General features: G+C 61.3%; 20 protein-coding genes and 1 riboswitch. Of the genes, 11 read left to right on the forward strand and 9 right to left on the reverse strand.

What is annotated here, in order from left to right; translation table 11 throughout:
* Window positions 1–149: 149 nt before the first annotated feature.
* On the reverse strand, window positions 150–1,136 hold the full coding sequence (gene znuA / locus J2046_RS24800) for a zinc ABC transporter substrate-binding protein ZnuA (protein WP_210056433.1): 987 nt from the start codon (window positions 1,134–1,136) through the stop codon (window positions 150–152).
* Window positions 1,137–1,232: 96 nt separating this feature from the next.
* Here znuA and J2046_RS24805 point away from each other — a divergent pair, with 96 nt between their 5' ends.
* From J2046_RS24805 to J2046_RS24815, 3 genes are read left to right on the forward strand one after another with little or no spacing between them, the layout of a single operon-like run.
* Window positions 1,233–2,147 (forward strand): ATP-binding cassette domain-containing protein, encoded by a 915-nt coding sequence (locus tag J2046_RS24805; RefSeq protein ID WP_210056435.1) that lies wholly within the window; start codon window positions 1,233–1,235, stop codon window positions 2,145–2,147.
* Complete coding sequence (znuB, locus tag J2046_RS24810) at window positions 2,140–2,964, forward strand: zinc ABC transporter permease subunit ZnuB (RefSeq protein WP_210056437.1); 825 nt, start codon at window positions 2,140–2,142, stop codon at window positions 2,962–2,964. The genes J2046_RS24805 and znuB overlap by 8 nt, the downstream gene beginning before the upstream one ends.
* Window positions 2,964–3,401 (forward strand): Fur family transcriptional regulator, encoded by a 438-nt coding sequence (locus tag J2046_RS24815; RefSeq protein WP_210056439.1) that lies wholly within the window; start codon window positions 2,964–2,966, stop codon window positions 3,399–3,401. The genes znuB and J2046_RS24815 overlap by 1 nt, the downstream gene beginning before the upstream one ends.
* Window positions 3,402–3,413: 12 nt before the next feature.
* Here J2046_RS24815 and J2046_RS24820 read toward each other — a convergent pair whose 3' ends face one another.
* Together J2046_RS24820 and J2046_RS24825 are read right to left on the reverse strand one after the other, a co-directional pair.
* Window positions 3,414–3,941, reverse strand: coding sequence for a gamma carbonic anhydrase family protein (locus tag J2046_RS24820; protein WP_210056441.1), 528 nt, complete (start codon window positions 3,939–3,941; stop codon window positions 3,414–3,416).
* Between the two features lie 35 nt (window positions 3,942–3,976).
* Window positions 3,977–4,663 carry a fumarylacetoacetate hydrolase family protein gene (locus tag J2046_RS24825; RefSeq protein WP_210056443.1) on the reverse strand — a complete coding sequence of 229 codons (687 nt, stop codon included), beginning with the start codon at window positions 4,661–4,663 and terminating at the stop codon, window positions 3,977–3,979.
* A gap of 143 nt (window positions 4,664–4,806) precedes the next feature.
* Here J2046_RS24825 and dusA point away from each other — a divergent pair, with 143 nt between their 5' ends.
* A complete protein-coding gene (gene dusA, locus J2046_RS24830) occupies window positions 4,807–5,853 on the forward strand; it encodes a tRNA dihydrouridine(20/20a) synthase DusA (protein WP_210056445.1) in 1,047 nt (348 codons plus the stop codon).
* Window positions 5,854–6,483: 630 nt separating this feature from the next.
* On the opposite strand, the gene J2046_RS24835 is transcribed toward dusA, so the two are convergent.
* From J2046_RS24835 to gcvT, 4 genes are all read right to left on the reverse strand, one after another.
* The gene (locus J2046_RS24835; RefSeq protein WP_210056447.1) at window positions 6,484–6,927 is read right to left on the reverse strand and encodes an SRPBCC family protein; all 444 of its coding nucleotides are present in this window, start codon (window positions 6,925–6,927) and stop codon (window positions 6,484–6,486) included.
* A 204-nt stretch (window positions 6,928–7,131) separates the two neighbouring features.
* Entirely contained in the window at window positions 7,132–9,996 is a 2,865-nt protein-coding gene (gene gcvP / locus J2046_RS24840) for an aminomethyl-transferring glycine dehydrogenase (protein ID WP_210056449.1), read from the reverse strand.
* On the reverse strand, window positions 9,993–10,355 hold the full coding sequence (gene gcvH / locus J2046_RS24845) for a glycine cleavage system protein GcvH (protein WP_210056451.1): 363 nt from the start codon (window positions 10,353–10,355) through the stop codon (window positions 9,993–9,995). The genes gcvP and gcvH overlap by 4 nt, the downstream gene beginning before the upstream one ends.
* A 170-nt stretch (window positions 10,356–10,525) precedes the next feature.
* A complete protein-coding gene (gene gcvT, locus J2046_RS24850; RefSeq protein WP_210056453.1) occupies window positions 10,526–11,662 on the reverse strand; it encodes a glycine cleavage system aminomethyltransferase GcvT in 1,137 nt (378 codons plus the stop codon).
* 154 nt (window positions 11,663–11,816) lie between these two features.
* Window positions 11,817–11,904: riboswitch (glycine riboswitch) on the reverse strand.
* A 198-nt stretch (window positions 11,905–12,102) separates the two neighbouring features.
* Between gcvT and J2046_RS24855 the strand changes: the two genes are divergently transcribed.
* Together J2046_RS24855 and J2046_RS24860 are read left to right on the forward strand one after the other, a co-directional pair.
* Entirely contained in the window at window positions 12,103–12,477 is a 375-nt protein-coding gene (locus tag J2046_RS24855) for a hypothetical protein (protein WP_210056454.1), read from the forward strand.
* Window positions 12,478–12,554: 77 nt separating this feature from the next.
* On the forward strand, window positions 12,555–13,550 hold the full coding sequence (locus tag J2046_RS24860; protein ID WP_210056455.1) for a copper chaperone PCu(A)C: 996 nt from the start codon (window positions 12,555–12,557) through the stop codon (window positions 13,548–13,550).
* A 55-nt stretch (window positions 13,551–13,605) separates the two neighbouring features.
* Here J2046_RS24860 and J2046_RS24865 read toward each other — a convergent pair whose 3' ends face one another.
* Window positions 13,606–14,022, reverse strand: coding sequence for a DUF2000 domain-containing protein (locus J2046_RS24865; RefSeq protein WP_210056456.1), 417 nt, complete (start codon window positions 14,020–14,022; stop codon window positions 13,606–13,608).
* Window positions 14,023–14,161: 139 nt separating this feature from the next.
* On the opposite strand from J2046_RS24865, the gene J2046_RS24870 reads away from it, so the two are divergent.
* Complete coding sequence (locus J2046_RS24870; protein WP_210056457.1) at window positions 14,162–14,641, forward strand: Lrp/AsnC family transcriptional regulator; 480 nt, start codon at window positions 14,162–14,164, stop codon at window positions 14,639–14,641.
* Between the two features lie 15 nt (window positions 14,642–14,656).
* Here the strand turns inward: J2046_RS24870 and J2046_RS24875 are convergent, their stop codons facing one another.
* Window positions 14,657–14,935 carry a hypothetical protein gene (locus J2046_RS24875; RefSeq protein ID WP_152601052.1) on the reverse strand — a complete coding sequence of 93 codons (279 nt, stop codon included), beginning with the start codon at window positions 14,933–14,935 and terminating at the stop codon, window positions 14,657–14,659.
* A 122-nt stretch (window positions 14,936–15,057) separates the two neighbouring features.
* Between J2046_RS24875 and crcB the strand changes: the two genes are divergently transcribed.
* Genes crcB through J2046_RS24895 form a run of 4 tightly spaced genes read left to right on the forward strand, consistent with a single transcriptional unit; the run spans window position 15,058 to window position 17,921 of the window.
* Complete coding sequence (crcB, locus tag J2046_RS24880; RefSeq protein ID WP_210056458.1) at window positions 15,058–15,435, forward strand: fluoride efflux transporter CrcB; 378 nt, start codon at window positions 15,058–15,060, stop codon at window positions 15,433–15,435.
* A 39-nt stretch (window positions 15,436–15,474) separates the two neighbouring features.
* On the forward strand, window positions 15,475–16,464 hold the full coding sequence (locus J2046_RS24885; RefSeq protein ID WP_210056459.1) for an RluA family pseudouridine synthase: 990 nt from the start codon (window positions 15,475–15,477) through the stop codon (window positions 16,462–16,464).
* Window positions 16,464–17,117 carry an HAD-IA family hydrolase gene (locus J2046_RS24890; protein ID WP_210056460.1) on the forward strand — a complete coding sequence of 218 codons (654 nt, stop codon included), beginning with the start codon at window positions 16,464–16,466 and terminating at the stop codon, window positions 17,115–17,117. Before J2046_RS24885 ends, J2046_RS24890 begins: the two co-directional genes overlap by 1 nt.
* A 12-nt stretch (window positions 17,118–17,129) precedes the next feature.
* The gene (locus tag J2046_RS24895; RefSeq protein WP_210056462.1) at window positions 17,130–17,921 is read left to right on the forward strand and encodes an ATP12 family chaperone protein; all 792 of its coding nucleotides are present in this window, start codon (window positions 17,130–17,132) and stop codon (window positions 17,919–17,921) included.
* Window positions 17,922–17,970 lie beyond the last annotated feature (49 nt).

Consider the following 17,970-nt stretch of genomic DNA (forward strand, 5'->3'; position numbering starts at 1 on the left):
CGCCTTGAAAGCATGTCATTATCGCAAAATCGCTGCTCACTTTTGCGCGACATGCTCTGCATCGCGGACGGCCTGCGGGCGTTTTGCCTTCCCACCCGCAGGCCCCGCAAAGGTCGCCGCTATGCGATCAGCGACCGTGCTTCCATTCCCTACATACCTTGGGAGAGGCAGTTCTTCATTGAGCTTGCCAATCGCCGCATCAGCTCGAAATAAAGATCAGGACCCTCCTTCAGCGTTGCCGCTTCCGGATCGAGCGTCCCAGAACGGGCCGGAGTTCCTTCCGTCACCACAGCCACCAGCTTCGGCTCGAACTGCGGCTCGGCAAAGACGCAGGTCGCGCCAAGCTCCGTCACCTTCTTGTGGATCTGGTTGACGCGTTCAGCGCCCGGCATCGTCTCCGGGCTGACGGTGATCGAACCGGCGACGCGGACGCCGTAACGATGTTCGAAATATTGATAGGCGTCGTGGAAAACGATGAAGGGCTTGTCCTTCACCGGCGCGATGGTGGCCTTCAGTTCGGCATCCAGCGCATCGATCTGCTTCAAAAGCGAGGCTCCGTTGGCCTGATAAGTCGCCGCATTGGCGGGATCGGCTTCGACCAGCGTCTTTTCAATCTCGGCAGCAATGGCCTTGGTATTCATCGGATCGAGCCACAGATGCGTGTCGAATTCTCCGTGATCGTGATCCTCATGACCGGCATGCTGCTCTTCGTCGTGGTCATGGTCATCATGCCCATGCGCTTCCTCGCCTTCATGCTCATCATCATGGGCTTCGAACGCGCCGCCTTCACGGAAGGGCAGCTTTTCGAGGCCCGGCGCATCCTCCAGTTCGACCACCGTGGCCGAGGAGGCCAGCGCCTTCAGCGGCTTTTCCAGGAAGGCCTCGATGCCGGGACCGACCCAGAAGATCACGTCGGCGCTTTCGATCGCGGCCGCATTGGAGGGTTTGAGGGAAAATGTATGGGGCGAGGCGGCGCCCTGGACGATCAGTTTCGGTTCTGCGACGCCTTTCATGATCGACGCCACCAGCGAGTGGATCGGCTTGATCGAAACCACCACATCCGGGGCAGCGGCGCTCGCCGCTGCACTCGCGAAAAATGTTGCAGCCGAGAGAAGGGAAAGGGGGACCGGTTTCATTTCACGTCCTTGTATTGCTCTGTAATGTTATTACATCAATTGCGTTATGCTATAACGTGTGTCATAGCCACTGACAACAGGGAATCCGGAAAAAACATGCTGATGACCAAAGGGGCTGCGGCCCTTCCCGACGAAAGCCAGCTCGTATCGCTCGACAATGCCGGCATCCGCCGGGATGGCCGCTGGCTGGTGCGGGGCGTGGATTTTTCGATCCGCCGCGGCGAAGTCGTGACGCTGATCGGCCCGAACGGCGCCGGCAAATCCACGACGGCGAAACTTGCGATCGGCGTGCTGCGCCCGGACGAAGGTTCGGTTACCCGTATGCATGGCCTGCGGATCGGCTATGTACCGCAGAAGCTTGCGATCGACTGGACCATGCCGCTCTCGGTCCGGCGCCTGATGCGGCTTACCGGTTCGCTCGACGACGCGGAACTCCGGGCCGCGCTTGAAGCAACCGGTATTCCGCATCTCGTCGATGCGGAAGTGCGGCATCTTTCCGGCGGTGAATTCCAGCGCGCGCTGCTGGCCCGTGCGATCGCCCGCAAGCCGGACCTCATGGTGCTCGATGAACCGGTGCAGGGTGTCGATTTCGCCGGCGAAAGCGCGCTTTACGACCTGATCCGTTCGATCCGCAATTCCACCGGATGCGGCATCCTGATGATCTCGCACGACCTGCACATGGTGATGGCCGGTACCGACACCGTGATCTGCCTCAATGGCCATATCTGCTGCCGGGGCACGCCGGAGGTGGTCGGCCAGAGTGCCGATTACCTGAAACTCTTCGGCGGCAATTCCCGTTCGCTGGCGGTCTACAGCCATCATCATGACCATACCCATCTGCCCGACGGGCGGGTGCTGCACGGCGACGGCTCGATCACCGATCGTTGCCATCCGGGCGACGGGCATCATCACGAAAACGAGGACCACAGTTCTCACGACCATCACCTTCATCACCACGGCACACACAGCCATCTTGCACCGGCCACGGGCAGGGAGGACGACCGTGTTTGACGATTTCTTCACGCGAGCCCTCGTTGCCGGCATCGGGGTAGCTTTGACGGCCGGTCCGCTCGGCTGTTTCGTTGTCTGGCGGCGCATGGCCTATTTTGGGGATACGATGGCTCATTCGGCCTTGCTTGGGGTCGCTCTGTCGCTTTTCTTCCAGGTCAATCTGCTCGTCTCGGTCTTCTGCGTCGCAGTCGTCGTGTCTCTGCTGCTCCTCATGCTGCAGCGGCGGCAATCGCTCTCCGCCGACGCGTTGCTCGGCATCCTTTCCCATTCGGCGCTCGCGATCGGTCTTGTACTCGTCGCCTTCATGAGCTGGGTCAGGATCGACCTCGTCGCTTTCCTGTTCGGAGATATCCTGGCGGTGACGCGCGCCGACATCGCACTGATCTGGGGCGGCGGCGTGCTGGTGATCGCGGCGATCATCGCGCTCTGGCGGCCGCTGATCGCCTCCACCGTCAGCGAGGATATCGCGGAGGCGGAAGGCATGAAGCCGGCTCGGGCCAGGCTTCTCTTCATGCTTCTGATGGCGCTCGTCATCGCCATCGCCATGAAGGTCGTCGGCATCATGCTGATCACTGCGCTGCTGATCATTCCCGCCGCAACGGCGCGGCGGTTTTCGTCGAGCCCCGAAGTGATGGCCGTCGCGGCCTCGCTGATCGGCGCGGTCGCAGTCGTCGGCGGACTGTTCGGTTCACTTACTTACGATACGCCGTCCGGGCCTTCCATTGTGGTGGCGGCACTCTTACTTTTCATTGTAAGCCTTATCCCCGTAGCGGGGAAAAACACGGCCGAGAGGGCCGGCAACACAGGAGTGCGATGATGAACGCACCGGTATCTTCACCGGCTTCAACCCCGGCATTGACCAAGAACCAGTCGCTCGTCTTCGAGGTGCTCAACAGCTCCGACGCGCCGATGAGCGCCTATACCATTCTCGACAAGCTGCGCGACCATGGGTTCCGCGCTCCGCTGCAGGTCTATCGCGCGCTCGACAAGCTCACCGAATTCGGCATGGTGCACCGGCTGGAAAGCCTGAACGCCTTCGTCGCCTGCGCCCATCCGAACAGCGAATGCTGCAGCACAGGTCATGGCCACCACGGCACGGTCGCGTTTGCCATCTGTGAGAGTTGCGGCCATGTCTTCGAATTCCACGACCACCAGGTAGACCATCGCCTCGGTGACTGGGCGAAGGGAAAGGGGTTCAAACCCGCCAAGACGACCATCGAGATCCGCGGCCTCTGCGAGGCTTGTGCCGCTTGAATTTGGCGCCGCCTAAAGCTTTCGCAGATCGCGGGCGAACCGCTTCCAGTTGGCGATATAATTGATCGCCGACAGTTTGAGCCTCTCCACCGCCGTGTCGTCCAGGGTGCGGATGACTTTTGCCGGCGAACCGACGATCAATGAATTGTCCGGGAATTCCTTGCCCTCGGTGACGAGCGCATTGGCGCCGACGAGGCAGTTGTTGCCGATCTTCGCGCCGTTCAGAATCGTCGCTCCCATGCCGACCAGCGCGTTCTCCCCGATGGTGCAGCCATGAATGATCGCATGATGGCCGATCGTGCAGCCCGCGCCGATCGTCACCGGATACCCCATATCCGTATGGATCATCACACCTTCCTGGATGTTGGTACCGGCGCCGATCATGATCGGCTCGTTGTCACCGCGCAAGACTGTGCCGAACCAGATGCCGACATCTTCGCGGAGCTCCACCTTGCCGATGACATTGGCGTCCGGCGCCACCCAATAACGATCCGGGGCGGGGAGTTTCGGCTCGAATTCTCCGAGAGCATAAAGCGGCATGGTTCTCCTCCCTTGTTCCGTCAGACCTTGTTCCGTCAGGCGACCGTGAGCGACAGCTTGCCGACGCCATCGATGCCGCAGGCGACCTGATCGCCGCGGACGATCGGGCCGACACCGGCCGGCGTGCCGGTCATGATCATATCGCCCGGCGCCAGCACGAAGAGCTTCGACAGTTCGGCGATGATTTCCGGCAGCTTCCAGATCATCTGGTTGAGATCGCCGGACTGTTTGCGTCCGCCATTGACCTCCAGCCAGATCGCCCCCATCTGCGGATGGCCGATTTTCGCCGCCGGAACGATGGCTGAAACCGGCGCCGATTTCTCGAAGGCTTTCGCCGCCTCCCAGGGGCGGCTCATCTTCTTCGCCTTGTCCTGAAGATCGCGGCGGGTGAAATCGATGCCGACGGCATAGCCGTAGACCTTGGAAAGCGCGTCCTCGATCGAAATATCCGCGCCGCCGCCGGAAAGCGCCATGACGAGTTCCACCTCGTAATGCACGTCGGAGGAAAGCGTCGGGTAGAGGAAGGTCTCGCCGTTATAGATGTTGTCGGCGTTCTTCTGGAAGAAGAAGGGCGGTTCGCGCGACGGATCGTGACCCATCTCGATCGCGTGGTCGGCATAGTTGCGGCCGACGCAATAGACCCTGCGCACCGGGAACTGTTCCGTCACTCCCTCCACGTCGAGAAGAACGGGTTCCGGGGCGGGGATCACGGTGGCGCGCATGGCAGACATCCTGGAAAACAGAAAGACGAGGAGGTCTTTGTCTTACAAATCGTTGCACAATCCTAGCCCCTTTCGGAGCGACGGGGAAAACTGGCGAAGAATTTTTGTTTGCTGTATGGAAGCCGCCAACGGAAGGAATTTGAATGTACGCCGACGCGCTGAAACAGCACGGTAAGATTTTCGCAGTCGCTCCGATGATCGACTGGACGGACCGGCATTGCCGTTTCCTGCACCGGCAGCTTTCGAGGCATGCGCAGCTCTATACCGAGATGATCGTGGCGGATGCGATCATCCACGGGCCGCGGGAGAGGCTGCTCTCCTATTCGCCGGCCGAACATCCGGTGGCATTGCAGCTCGGTGGCTCGGATGCGGGAAAGCTCTCCGAAGCGGTGCGGATCGCCGCGGACTACGGCTACGACGAAATCAATCTGAACGTCGGCTGCCCGTCGGACCGGGTGCAGTCCGGCACGTTCGGCGCCTGCCTGATGCGCGATCCGGCGCTTGTCGCCGATCTGGTGACCGCGATGAAGCGGGTCTCGACCGTGCCGGTGACGGTGAAATGCCGCATCGGCGTCGACGATCAGGAACCGGCCGACGTACTGCCGGATTTTCTCGACCGGATGATCGGGGCAGGCGCGGATGCGATCTGGATCCATGCGCGAAAGGCCTGGCTGCAGGGGCTTTCGCCGAAGGAGAACCGCGAGATCCCGCCGCTCGATTACGCACTCGTCCATCGGATGAAACGCGAAAACCCGGATGTGTTCCTTGGGATCAATGGCGGCATTGCCGATCTCGACCAGGCGGCAGGTCACCTTGCTGTGATGGACGGGGTGATGCTCGGCCGCGCTGCCTATCAGAATGCCGGACTGCTGGCCGGGGTGGATGAATTGGTCGCGGGTTCGAACCCTGCAGGGGTCGCCACTACCGACGTTGACTGGCTCAAGCTGCGCGACACGATGATGGCCTATGCGGAAGAGGTGATCGCCTCCGGCGGAAGGCTGCATCACGTCACCCGCCATATGGTCGGGCTCTTCCAGGGCTTTGCCGGCGCCCGCCGTTTCCGCCAGATCCTTTCCGCCGAAGCGACCCGCCCCGGTGCCGGGATTGAGGTAATCGCGGCAGCATTTGCAGCGGTGGATATCGATAGCGGTCCTCGGGTTCAACCTGAGGAGAAAAGGCTGGCGGGGTGAGGCTGGGCAGTGCCCTTCTATAGGACACACTCATCCCTTGGTGATGGTCGAAAATTCGTTTCGGACGGGGCGCTGAAAGCTGCCTCTTAAGTTTTAGTTTTAGGTGACACCTCTCAGCGCCCCGTTCGGCGGTTTATGCCCGCAGCCTGATCGCCTCGAAACGGACGACATCGGCTCTACCCGATGCCTCGCCTGTCGGATTCCGCGCGGCTTTGTCGACGCAGTTTCCGACAGATTTTAAAGGACGGCAGTGTTTCACCCGCCGCCGCGCATTTCTATGGGTCGAAACCCAGGCCAGGAATTCCTTCCTGGCTGCGATCCTTTCGCGGACCCGGGCGTTGAGGTTTCGCCTCTTCCCCTCAACACCCGCGCCGGCCCTGCCTCGCCAGAACGCCTTCCGGCGTATCCGATGCGGGACGGGGAGATTGTAGGCACGGGTAAAGAGGGCGGGGATGAACGGGGGGATTTTTCCTGTCGATTTCGCGCAAGGCCTTGATTTGCCTCGCCACATCCCCCTCTACCCTGCCGGGCATCTCCCCCTTGAGGAGGGAGATCGTGAGCGGCAGGTTCTTCCCGCCAAACCGGCGATGGATCGGGTAGCAGCGCTTGTTGTTTCGGGAAGCAGATGCGCTATTCGTTGATTTCCGGCTCGACGAGCCTTGCCAGATTTTTCAGCGACTCCTGCCAGCCGAGATAGCAGGCCTCGGCCGGAATGACGTCCGGCACGCCAGCCTGGGTAATATCCATCTCCGTCCCGACCGAAACTTTCTTCAACGTCACGGTGACGTCCATCTCGCCAGGCAGGTTGGGGTCGTCGAACCTGTCCGTATAGCGAACGCGCTCACCCGGAACGAGATCGAGATATTCGCCGCCGAACGAATGGCTGTTGCCCGTCGTAAAGTTGCGGAAGGACATCTTGAACTTGCCGCCGACGGTCGATTCAAAGTGATGCACGGTGCAGGTAAAACCGTTCGGGGGAAGCCATTTGGCGAGCGCATCCGCTTCGATGAACGCGCGATAGACCTTTTCCGGGCTGGTGGCGAGGACGCGGTGCAGGCGTATGGTGCTGGGCATGGTCGTGATCCTTCTGGATGGATGGAACGTACGACTCCAAGGACGGACGAGGCTTGGGTAATCCGACAAAGCCCAAGCCTGCCGTTGAAAATTTTCGAGATATCCTACCGCTGGCTTGCGGCTGACAACAGCGGCCGCGTCCTTCTTTTCTCACAAGAGAAGAGCGGGGCGCCGAATTCGCCGCCCCCCGGTTTGGTGTCCCAACTATTCCGCCGCCTCGGCGTAAGCCTCCATCGGAGGGCAGGTGCAGACGAGGTTACGGTCACCATAAACGTTGTCGACGCGGTTGACCGGCGACCAGTATTTATCGACCCTGAAGGCGCCGGGCGGGTAGCAGGCCTGTTCCCTGGAGTAGGGCCGGTCCCATTCGCCGACGAGGTCTTCCACCGTATGCGGGGCGTTCTTGAGCGGGTTGTTTTCCCGGTCCATCCTGCCTTCTTCGATGGCCCGGGCTTCGTCGCGGATCGCCAGCATTGCATCGCAGAAGCGATCGAGTTCGGCCTTGGGTTCCGATTCGGTCGGCTCGATCATCAGCGTGCCGGCAACCGGCCAGCTCATGGTCGGCGCATGGAAACCGCAATCAATCAGGCGCTTGGCGATGTCGTCCACCGTGACGCCGGCCGAGGTGCTGAGCGGGCGCGTATCGATGATGCATTCATGCGCGACGCGGCCGGCTTCAGACTTGTAGAGCACGTCATAGGCGCCCTTCAGCCGGGCGGCGATATAATTGGCGTTGAGGATCGCTACCTTGGTCGCCTGCGTCAGACCTTCGCCGCCCATCATCAGGCAGTAGGACCAGGAGATCGGCAGGATCGATGGCGAGCCGAACGGGGCGGCCGAAACCGCGCCTTCCCTGCCATCCGACTGAGGATGACCGGGAAGATGGGCCGCGAGATGTGCCTTGACGCCGATAGGCCCCATGCCGGGACCGCCGCCGCCATGCGGGATGCAGAAGGTCTTGTGGAGGTTCAGGTGCGACACGTCCGAGCCGATGTCACCGGGGCGGGACAGGCCGACCATGGCGTTCATGTTGGCGCCGTCCAGATAGACCTGGCCACCATACTTGTGGGTGATCGCGCAGATCTCCTTCACCGTTTCCTCGAAAACGCCGTGGGTCGAAGGATAGGTGATCATGCAGCAGGAAAGGTCTGCCGCGTGTTCCTCCGCCTTGGCGCGAAAATCGTCCATGTCGATGTCGCCGTTCTCCTTCGCCTTGACCGGCACGACCTTCATGCCGGCCATCTGCGCCGAGGCCGGGTTGGTGCCGTGCGCGGAGGTGGGAATGAGGCAGACATTGCGGTGGGTCTCGCCGTTCGCGATGTGATAGTTGCGAATGGTGAGCAGGCCCGCATATTCGCCTTGCGCGCCGGAATTCGGCTGCATGGAGAAGGCGTCGTAGCCGGTGATCTGGCAGAGTTTCTGGGAAAGATCGTCGATCATCTCCTTGTAGCCAAGAGCCTGATCGGCAGGGACGAAGGGGTGGATGTCGGAAAATTCCGGCCAGGTGATCGGCAGCATTTCCGCCGTCGCATTGAGCTTCATGGTGCAAGAGCCGAGCGGGATCATCGCCCGATCGAGCGCCAGATCCCGGTCCGAGAGCCGGCGGATATAACGGGTCATCTCGCTTTCGGCGCGGTTCATGTGGAAGATCGGATGCGTCATGTAGTCCGATTTCCGGAGAAGCGCGTTCGGCAGACGGTATTCCGGCGAGAAGTCGGACACCTTGAAATTGCCGCCGAAGGCCCGCCAGACGGCTTCGAGCGTTGCCGGACGGGTTCGCTCGTCGAGCGACATGCCGATCCGCGTTTCGCCGACCTTGCGCAGGTTGACGCCTTCAGCGACCGCGGCGCGCAGGACAAGGCCCTGCATATGGCCCACTTCGACGGTGATGGTGTCGAAGAAGGTGTCGGGCTCGATCCGGTAGCCGAGCTTCTCGAGGCCCTTCGCCATCAACACGGCCTTCTTGTGGACCTGCTGGGCGATCGCCTTCAGCCCGTCCGGGCCGTGGAAAACGCCGTACATGGAGGCCATCACAGCGAGCAGAACCTGGGCGGTGCAGATGTTCGACGTCGCCTTCTCGCGGCGGATATGCTGCTCGCGGGTCTGCAGGCTGAGGCGGTAGGCGCGGTTGCCGCGACTGTCAACCGAAACGCCGACGAGGCGACCGGGCATGGCGCGCTTATGGGCGTCCTTGACGGCCATATAGGCCGCGTGCGGGCCGCCGTAACCGACCGGCACCCCAAAACGCTGGGAGGAGCCGATGGCGATATCGGCTCCCATTTCGCCGGGCGATTTCAGAAGCGTCAGCGCCAGCGGATCGGCGGCGACCGCCGCAAGCGCGCCGGTCTGGTGCAGGCGAGCGATCAGGCCGGAAAAATCGCGAACATGGCCGTGGGTGCCGGGATACTGGAAGACCGCGCCGAAGACGTCGACGGGATCGAGATCGGTCATCGGATCGCCGACGATGACGGTCCAGCCGAGCGGTGCGGCGCGGGTTTCGATGAGCGCGATCGTTTGCGGATGGCAGGCGGAATCCACGAAGAAGGCCGTCGCCTTGGACTTGGCCTGACGCTGGCAAAGTGCCATGGCCTCGGCAGCGGCGGTCGCTTCATCGAGCAGCGAAGCGTTGGCGACATCGAGACCCGTCAGGTCGCAAATCATCGTCTGAAAATTGAGGAGCGCTTCGAGGCGGCCTTGAGAGATCTCCGGCTGATAGGGCGTATAGGCCGTGTACCAGGCGGGGTTTTCGAGGATGTTGCGCTGGATGACGGGCGGCGTGATCGTGCCGTAATAGCCTTGGCCGATCAGCGAGACGAGCACCTGGTTGCGGTTGGCCGTCTCGCGCAGGCGGTCGAGCGCTTCGCGTTCCGTGAGGGCAGCACCCCAGGCAAGCGGCGTCCGCTGGCGGATGGAGGAAGGCACCGTCGCATCGATGAGCGCGTCGAGCGAAGGGTAGCCGATCACCTTCAGCATTTCGGTCATCTCGACGGGCGAGGGGCCGATATGCCGGCGATTGGCGAAATCGTATGGCTGGTAGTCGGTGAAATGGAAATCCGTCCGGTCGCTCATGCGATCAGCTCCTGATAGGCGGTCTCGTCAAGCAGCGCATCAGCATCGGCGGGGTTCTTCAGCTTCAGCTTGAAGAACCAGGCGGCTCCTTGCGGATCAGAGTTCACGATCGAGGGATCGTCGACGATCGCCTGGTTGACCTCAATCACTTCGCCGTCGAGCGGACAATAGACGTCGGAGGCGGCCTTGACGCTCTCGACGGTCGCGGCATTGCCGTCCTTGGAAAGCTGGCTGCCCACTTCCGGCAGTTCGACGAAAACGAGGTCGCCGAGCTGTTCGGCGGCATGCGTCGTGATGCCGACGGTGGCGACATCGCCTTCGAGCTTCAGCCATTCATGTTCGGCGGTAAATTTCAGCATTGGTTTGTTCCTCTCGTGATGTGGTGCGAGCCGTTTGCCCCTCACCCTAACCCTCTCCCCGCATGCGGGGAGAGGGGCCTAAGCAGGTGTTGGCGGCATGCGTCCTTCTCCCCGTTCTGAACGGGGAGAAGGTGGCGGCAGCCGGATGAGGGGCAATCTTGGCCATGGGTTCAACGTTTATATGTGGGGGTGATAAAGGGCAGGGCCGAGACCGTGACAGGCAGGTACTTGCCGCGCACTTCCGCGAAGATCTGCTTGCCGGGGGCGACATAATCCGTCGGCACGTAACCCATGGCGACGGGGCCTTCGACGGAGGGGCCGAAACCGCCAGAGGTGACTTCGCCGATTTCCGTCCCGCCCTCGCCATCGGCGAAGAGCTTCGAATGGCCGCGAACCGGCGCCTTGCCTTCCGGCTTCAGGCCGACGCGGCGGCGCGAGGTGCCGTTCGTCAGTTCGTCGAGGATGCGGTCAGCACCCGGAAAGCCACCGGCGCGCTCACCACCCATGCGGCGGGCCTTCTGGATCGCCCATTCGAGCGAGGCTTCGATCGGACTGGTCGTGGTGTCGATGTCGTTGCCGTAGAGGCAAAGCCCGGCTTCCAGGCGCAGCGAATCACGGGCGCCGAGGCCGATCGGCTGGCAATCTGGATGTTCGAGCAGCGCTTTTGCGATCTGTTCGGCTTGTGCCGAGGGAACGGAGATTTCGAAACCGTCCTCGCCGGAATAGCCGGAGCGCGAAATGATGCAGGCGGCGTCAAGCAAGGAGGCGTCCCGGACATCCATGAACTTCATCGCGGTGACTTCCGGCCAAAGCCCGGCAAGGGCCGACGCGGCGCGCGGCCCCTGGAGAGCTAGAAGGGCACGATCTTCGAGAAGCGTGACATCGCAGCCCGAAAGATGCGCCTTCATATGCGCGACATCCGCTTCCTTGCAGGCCGCATTGACGACGACGAAAAGATGATCGCCGCGATTGGTGATCATCAGGTCATCAAGTATGCCGCCATTTTCGTCGGTGAAGAAGCCGTAGCGCTGGCGGCCGGGCTTGAGGCCCAGGATATCGACCGGGACAAGGCTTTCGAGTGCGCGCGCGGCATCCTCACAGGATCCGGATTTGGCCTTTACGATCACCTGGCCCATATGGGAGACGTCGAAAAGGCCTGCGGCTGCACGGGTGTGCAGGTGCTCCTTCAGGACGCCGGCAGGATATTGCACCGGCATGTCGTAGCCCGCAAAGGGCACCATTTTCGCACCAAGCGACAGATGAAGCGCGTGAAGCGGAGTTTTCTTAAGAGGGGTCTGATCGTCCAAGGGCGCCTCCAAGGTCTGGCGCACTTGTCGCGCCGGCTCAGTATCAGGCGCGTTGCCGCGCCGGTTCTTGAGCCCCCTCTGTCCCTTTCGCCTGAGATTGTTATCCCTTCGGCGAGCCCTTGCCTAACGGAAAGGCTTCTCTCCAGAGTCCTGTTGGCGCCCGCTGGTCCTTTTGCCTGAGAGTTTCCGGGGCGGTTGCTCCTTCGGCACCGCATTCAAGCGGCTTCTCCCAGCGAGTCTGGCGGTCATTATCGACCTCGCCCGGCATTTGGCAAGCCCCCCATGTCGCGGGCAACATGATTTTTGTCGCAGTGCAGCAAACGCTATTTGATCTAATGCAAAGAAGCCGCATCGATCGCTGTTGTATGGGGGCAGAAAGTGCTTTTGCACTTCTTCGCGATTTGGGTTATTCGGGTGCCATTCGGACAGGCAGGACAATGATGGCAAGGCCTTCGACAGCGGCGAATTTTCTGCGCATCTTCTGCGCCGTCGTTCTGCTTTCGCTGGGATTTGCCCATCAGCCCGTCCAGGCGGGCGCGCCGCTCGATTCCTACAGCGAAGCTTACCGGCTGCCGGACGGCACGTTTGCCGATATCTGCGCGGAAGATGTTCATCACAAGCGCCAGCCGGCGGCGAGGCCGGTCTGCGAAGTCTGCCTGCTGGCATCCTCTATTATCCTGCCTCCACCAGCCGACGAGGCATGGCTGGCCAGCGAACCAGCTTTTCTCATCAATCCGCTCCGCCAGTTCTCCCAATTGCTCGGGACGACTGCCGTCGCCCGGCCGAAATCCCGCGCCCCGCCGCTTTCGATCTGATCCTTCCATCGGTTCAAGAGATCAATCGTATTCCCGGTCGAGCGGCGAAGAGCGCCGCCACCGGAAGGGGACATATCATGAAGACCATCACCAAGCTCGCTCTCTCGGGCGCTTTCGCCACCGTCAGCATGGCCAACGCTCATGCGCATTCAACTTTCGCCAACCCTACCGCAGCGGAAGAAGCCACGTCCGTCATCGCGCTGCAGGTTCCGCATGGCTGCGACGGCAAGGCGACCACCGAACTGCAGGTCAAGCTGCCGGAGGGTTTCGTTTTCGCAAAGCCGCAGCCGAAGCCGGGCTGGGAGTTGGAAGTCATCCAGGGCAACTATGCCAAGACCTATGACAACCACGGCAAAACCGTAACGGCCGGCCCCGTGGAGATCCGCTGGAAGAACGGCAACCTGCCGGACGCTTTTTACGACACCTTCGTCATTCAGGGTAAGGTCTCGGGTATTGCAGCCGGCAAGACGCTCGCTTTTCCGACGACCCAGCTTTGCAGCACCGATGGCAAGGTTGTGTGGGACCAGGTTGCGGCCGAAGGCGTTGATCCGCATTCGCTGAAAAGCCCGGCTCCAGCCCTGACCGTAACACCGAAGATGCCGGCGGGGCATGATCACGCCGCGATGGCGATGATGGCGGGCAATGGTGCAGCCAATCCTGCGAGCGCCGCGGTCGTGAAGCTCGGCGATCTGGAGATCACCGGCGCCTTCACAAAGGCCATGCTGCCCGGCCAGCCGGTCGGCGGCGGATATTTCACCGTCAAGAACAACGGCCAGACCGACGACGTGCTGGTTTCTGCCACTTCGCCGATCGCGGGCGCCGTGGAACTGCACGAAATGGCCATGCAAGGCGACGTCATGAAGATGCGCAGGCTCGATACCGGCATCGCAATTCCGGCCGGCAAGACCGTCGAGCTGAAGCCCGGCGGGTTGCACATGATGTTCATGAAGGTGACGGAGCCGTTCAAGGCCGGCGGCGAAGTGCCGGTTACGCTGACCTTCGAGAAGGCAGGCAAGGTGGAGCTCAAGCTCCAGGTCGGTCCCTCGGCTCCTTCGGGCGTGCAAAACAACTGATCGAGAGACCCAGCATTCCGACCTGGAGGCCGCCTGTAAGCGGCCTCTTCTTTTTCTATCGCAAGAGTTTCAGGCTGCCGGTCAGCGATCTGATCCATTTCGACGGGCCGGCAAGGCCGAGACCGTCGATTGCCTCCTCCGCGAGGTTGCGATCGGGGAAGGAGGCTTCGTAGTCCCTGTAATCATGCAGCGCCCGGGCGAAGGCCGGGAAGGGCACGACGGCGCGTTCTTCCGGCTGCGCCAGAGCACGCAGCAGAAGCGAAAGGATCGCTTCGGTATCCGCTTGCAGGATCGGCACGGGCCGATTGGAGCTGATGTCGATCGTGCGATTCTCGCGGTCGGTGAGCCGGCGGGCCGCAAGGGCCGGCATCGAGGCGCCGAGGCCGATCGAGATCGCTGCAACAGTATTGCTGAGAAGGCCGAGCGGCAGGGCAGGGTTGACGATGATGGCAAGGCGGACGTCGTCGATCATGGCGGTATCGGAAGCATTATCTCACGAAAGATGCAGAGACATTACCTTCAATTTGCGGGACGATCCTACCTATTGCTTTCGAATTTCAGCCTGATCAGGTAAAATATACCTCTATAGCCCCAAAATAAGGTAGATATTCATGGACACGACGATCGAACCGGTAGATGTGCGAATCCTGGAGGCCTTGCAGGAGGATGGCCGGCTGACCAATCAGGCACTTGCCGAAAAGGTCGGCCTCTCCACCTCGCCGAGCTGGCGTCGCGTTCGTCAGCTTGAAGAAACGGGCGTGATCCAAGGCTATAAGGCGGTACTGGATCGAAGGGCGATCGGCCTTGGCGTGCTCGCCTTCATCCGGGTGAAGATCGACAGCCACAGCGCGGCCGAAGCAGAGACCTTTGCAGCCGAAGTGTCCAGGCTCAACGAGGTGGTCGCCTGCTACAGTATTGCCGGGGACGCAGATTTCCTGCTGCAGGTGGTCTCGCCCGATCTCGACGCCTACGCGGATTTCGCGATGTCGACACTGAGGCAGCTGCCGCGCATCAAGGAGATGCAGACCACCTTCGTCCTGAAGGAGATCAAACCTTTCGATGGCTTTCCGCTGCGTTTCGCAGGCAAATGAGTCGAAAAGATATCCTCAGTCTTCCAGATCGCGGTAGGCCGACTGTACGTGATTGATTGAAACCTGCTGGCGCGGTTGCTGGCCGGCGTCCAACATATCCAAGGATACGGTTGGGGCGGGAACCATGAGCCGAATGTCACCGGGATCGCTGGCATTCTCTGCCCGCCGGGCGTTACGTTCCGCATCAGCCTTGATGTCGGCCGCCTGATCCTTCGGCGATATGCGCCGTCCGGGCTTCAGGGCCTCGATCGCAATGGCGGCCGTATTCGCCGATATGCTGAGCACAAGTGTCATGTCGCTTGTCACTACCTTTCCAGATAGAAAGGAAATAAGGCAGATCGGATTTGTTCCCATTTAACCAAAATGTCGGCATTTTATCCAATCATCGATTTTCTTTCCGGATTACAGAGCTTTTCATGAACAGCATCCTTCTCGTCGCCCTTGGCGGAGCGATCGGTTCAGTCTGCCGCTATCTCGTCGGGGTCTGGGCCTTGCGCCAGTTCGGCCCGGCCTTTCCGTGGGGTACGCTCACCGTCAATGTTGTCGGCTCGTTCGCAATCGGCTTCATGGCCGAACTCATCATGCGTCGCTTCGATATGTCGACGGACCTGCGGCTGTTCATCATCACCGGAATTCTCGGAGGCTTTACGACCTTCTCCGCATTCTCGCTGGACGTGATCTCACTCTTCGAGCGGGGAGCAACCGTCGCCGGGGCCGCCTATCTCATTGCCAGCGTCGCGATCTCTCTCAGCGCCGTCTTCGGCGGGCTGGCGCTCGGGCGGGCAATGCTCTAAAGGGCAGGACTGACCCAAGAAGAATTAGAAAGAGCTTTGATGGCAGGCATCGAGCATATCCGTGTCGAGGCGGACGAGGCAGGCATGCGTCTCGACCGCTGGTTTAAGACCCATTATCCAGGCCTCGGCTTTGGTCCGCTGCAGAAACTTCTGCGCTCCGGGCAGGTGCGCGTCGATGGCGGGCGCGTGAAATCCGATACGCGTGTTCAGCCGGGCCAGATGGTACGCATTCCTCCCATAGAGGTGGATGCGAAGAAGACCGGACCGATCGCGTCCAAGGAGCTCAAGCATTCCGGCGATGCCGAGCTTCTTTCACGCATGCTGCTCCACGAGGACGACAAGGTCTTCGTCCTGAACAAGCCGGCCGGTCTTGCGGTACAGGGCGGCTCCGGCGTGACGCGGCACATCGACAAGATGCTCGACGCCTGGGTGAGCGCCAAGGGCGAGAAACCGCGGCTCGTGCACCGGCTGGACCGCGACACATCCGGCGTGCTGGTGATCGCCCGCACTCGCGGCGCGGCCCAGAAGCTGACTGCCGCCTTCCGCGAACGCGACACCAAGAAGACCTATTGGGCGCTTGTGAAGGGCGTGCCGCGCAAGCATGAAGACAAGATTTCAACCTGGCTCGTCAAGGAGCAGACGCCCGACGGCGACCGGATGCGGATCGCCAAGCACGGCGAGGAGGGCGCCGATCATGCGGTTTCCTATTACCGCGTGATCGATACCGCAGCACAGCGCCTTGCCTGGCTGGAGATGGAGCCGTATACGGGCCGCACCCACCAGCTCCGCGTCCACGCGCTTTACATGGGGCATCCGATCATCGGCGATCCGAAGTATTTCATCGACGATCCAAACTGGGATTTTCCCGGCGGCATTCAGAAGCGGCTGCATCTGCATGCGCGGCATATCGATATTCCGCATCCTGCCGGCGGCCGGCTGAAGGTGACCGCGCCGTTGCCGCCGCATATGGTGCAAAGCTGGAACCTGCTTGGCTTCAACGAAGTCGACGGCGAAAAAGAAGAAAATTAATGAAACTTGTTTTATTCGATTGCGACGGAACGCTGATCGACAGCGCCGGCCTTATCCACGAAACCATGCGGCGCACCTTCGCACAGTTCGGCAAGCCGGAACCCAAGGTGGCGGACACCAAGTCGATCATCGGCCTGACGCTCGACATCGCGATCGCCCGCATGCAGGGCAAGCAGCATGCGGACCAGGAAGACGTCGACATGACGGCCTATTACAAGTCGCTGTTTTCCGTCGTCCGGCAGGATCTCAATTTCAAGGAGCCGCTGTTTCCCGGCATCCGCGAACTGATCGACGAAATCGGCCCGCGAGAGAACCTGCTGATCGGCGCGGTGACGGGCAAGTCGCGACGTGGCCTCAATCTTGTGATGGAAACGCATGGTTTCGATAGATATTTCGTCGTGGGACGGACGGCCGACGATTGCCCTTCCAAACCGCATCCGGCCATGGTGACGGAATGCTGCGATGAAACGGGCATACGACCGGAGGATACTCTTGTCATTGGCGACGCGATTTACGATATGCAGATGGCGAAAGCCGCCGGGGCCAAAGCGGTCGGCGTATCCTGGGGTTATGCCTCGGTGGGCGAACTGAAAGAGGCGGGAGCCGACGCCGTCATCCACCACCCGAGCGAGATTCTCGCCCATATCGGCTGAGGTTTGTTTTCCATGCGTGACATTTTCCCGGACCCTTCCGACATGCTTAGCCACGCCGATCCGACACGGCGGGCGCAGATCCAGATGCAGAAACCGCTGCCGAAACGCTTCTACAAAGAGGTTTCGGTGTCTGTGGGAGAGGGCGGGCATGCGCTCCATCTCGATGGCCGGCCGGTAAAGACGCCAGCCAAGAACGCGCTTGTCGCACCGACCGAAAGGCTGGCGGAACTGCTGCGGGATGAATGGGCCGATCAGGTGGATGTCATCGACCCGCACACGATGCCGGTGACGCGGCTCGTCAACACGGCAATCGACGGGATCGCGCCCGATACGCAGCCCGTCTTCGAGGATGTCCTGCGTTTTTCTTCAAGCGACATGCTCTGCTATCGCGCCGACAGCCCCGAAAATCTCGTCGTCCGCCAGAACGAGCAATGGGATCCGATCATCGACTGGGCGGCGAACGAGCTTGGGGCTCGCTTCATCCTGATCGAAGGTATCATGCCACAGGAACAGCCGAAGGAAGCGATAGCCGCTTTCGGGGTGACGCTCAGGAAATATGCTACACCGATCGAACTGGCGGTGCTGCATACCGTCACGGCGCTGACCGGTTCGGCAATCCTGGCGCTTGCCTTTGCGGAAGGCCGCATCACCGCCGACGAGGCCTGGACGCTTGCCCATCTCGAAGAGGACTGGACCAACGAGCATTGGGGCGTAGATGCGGAGGCCGAGCATCGCCGCGCCAAACGGTTCGAGGAGATACAGGCGGCGGCGGCGGTTTTTCATGCGCTGAGGCCTGCCGCTTAAGGGTTCTCTAACCGTAATCGGGCACAAGATCGGGTCAGATCGTTTTCGG

This window comes from Neorhizobium petrolearium (assembly GCF_017873175.1).
Lineage (GTDB): Bacteria > Pseudomonadota > Alphaproteobacteria > Rhizobiales > Rhizobiaceae > Neorhizobium > Neorhizobium petrolearium.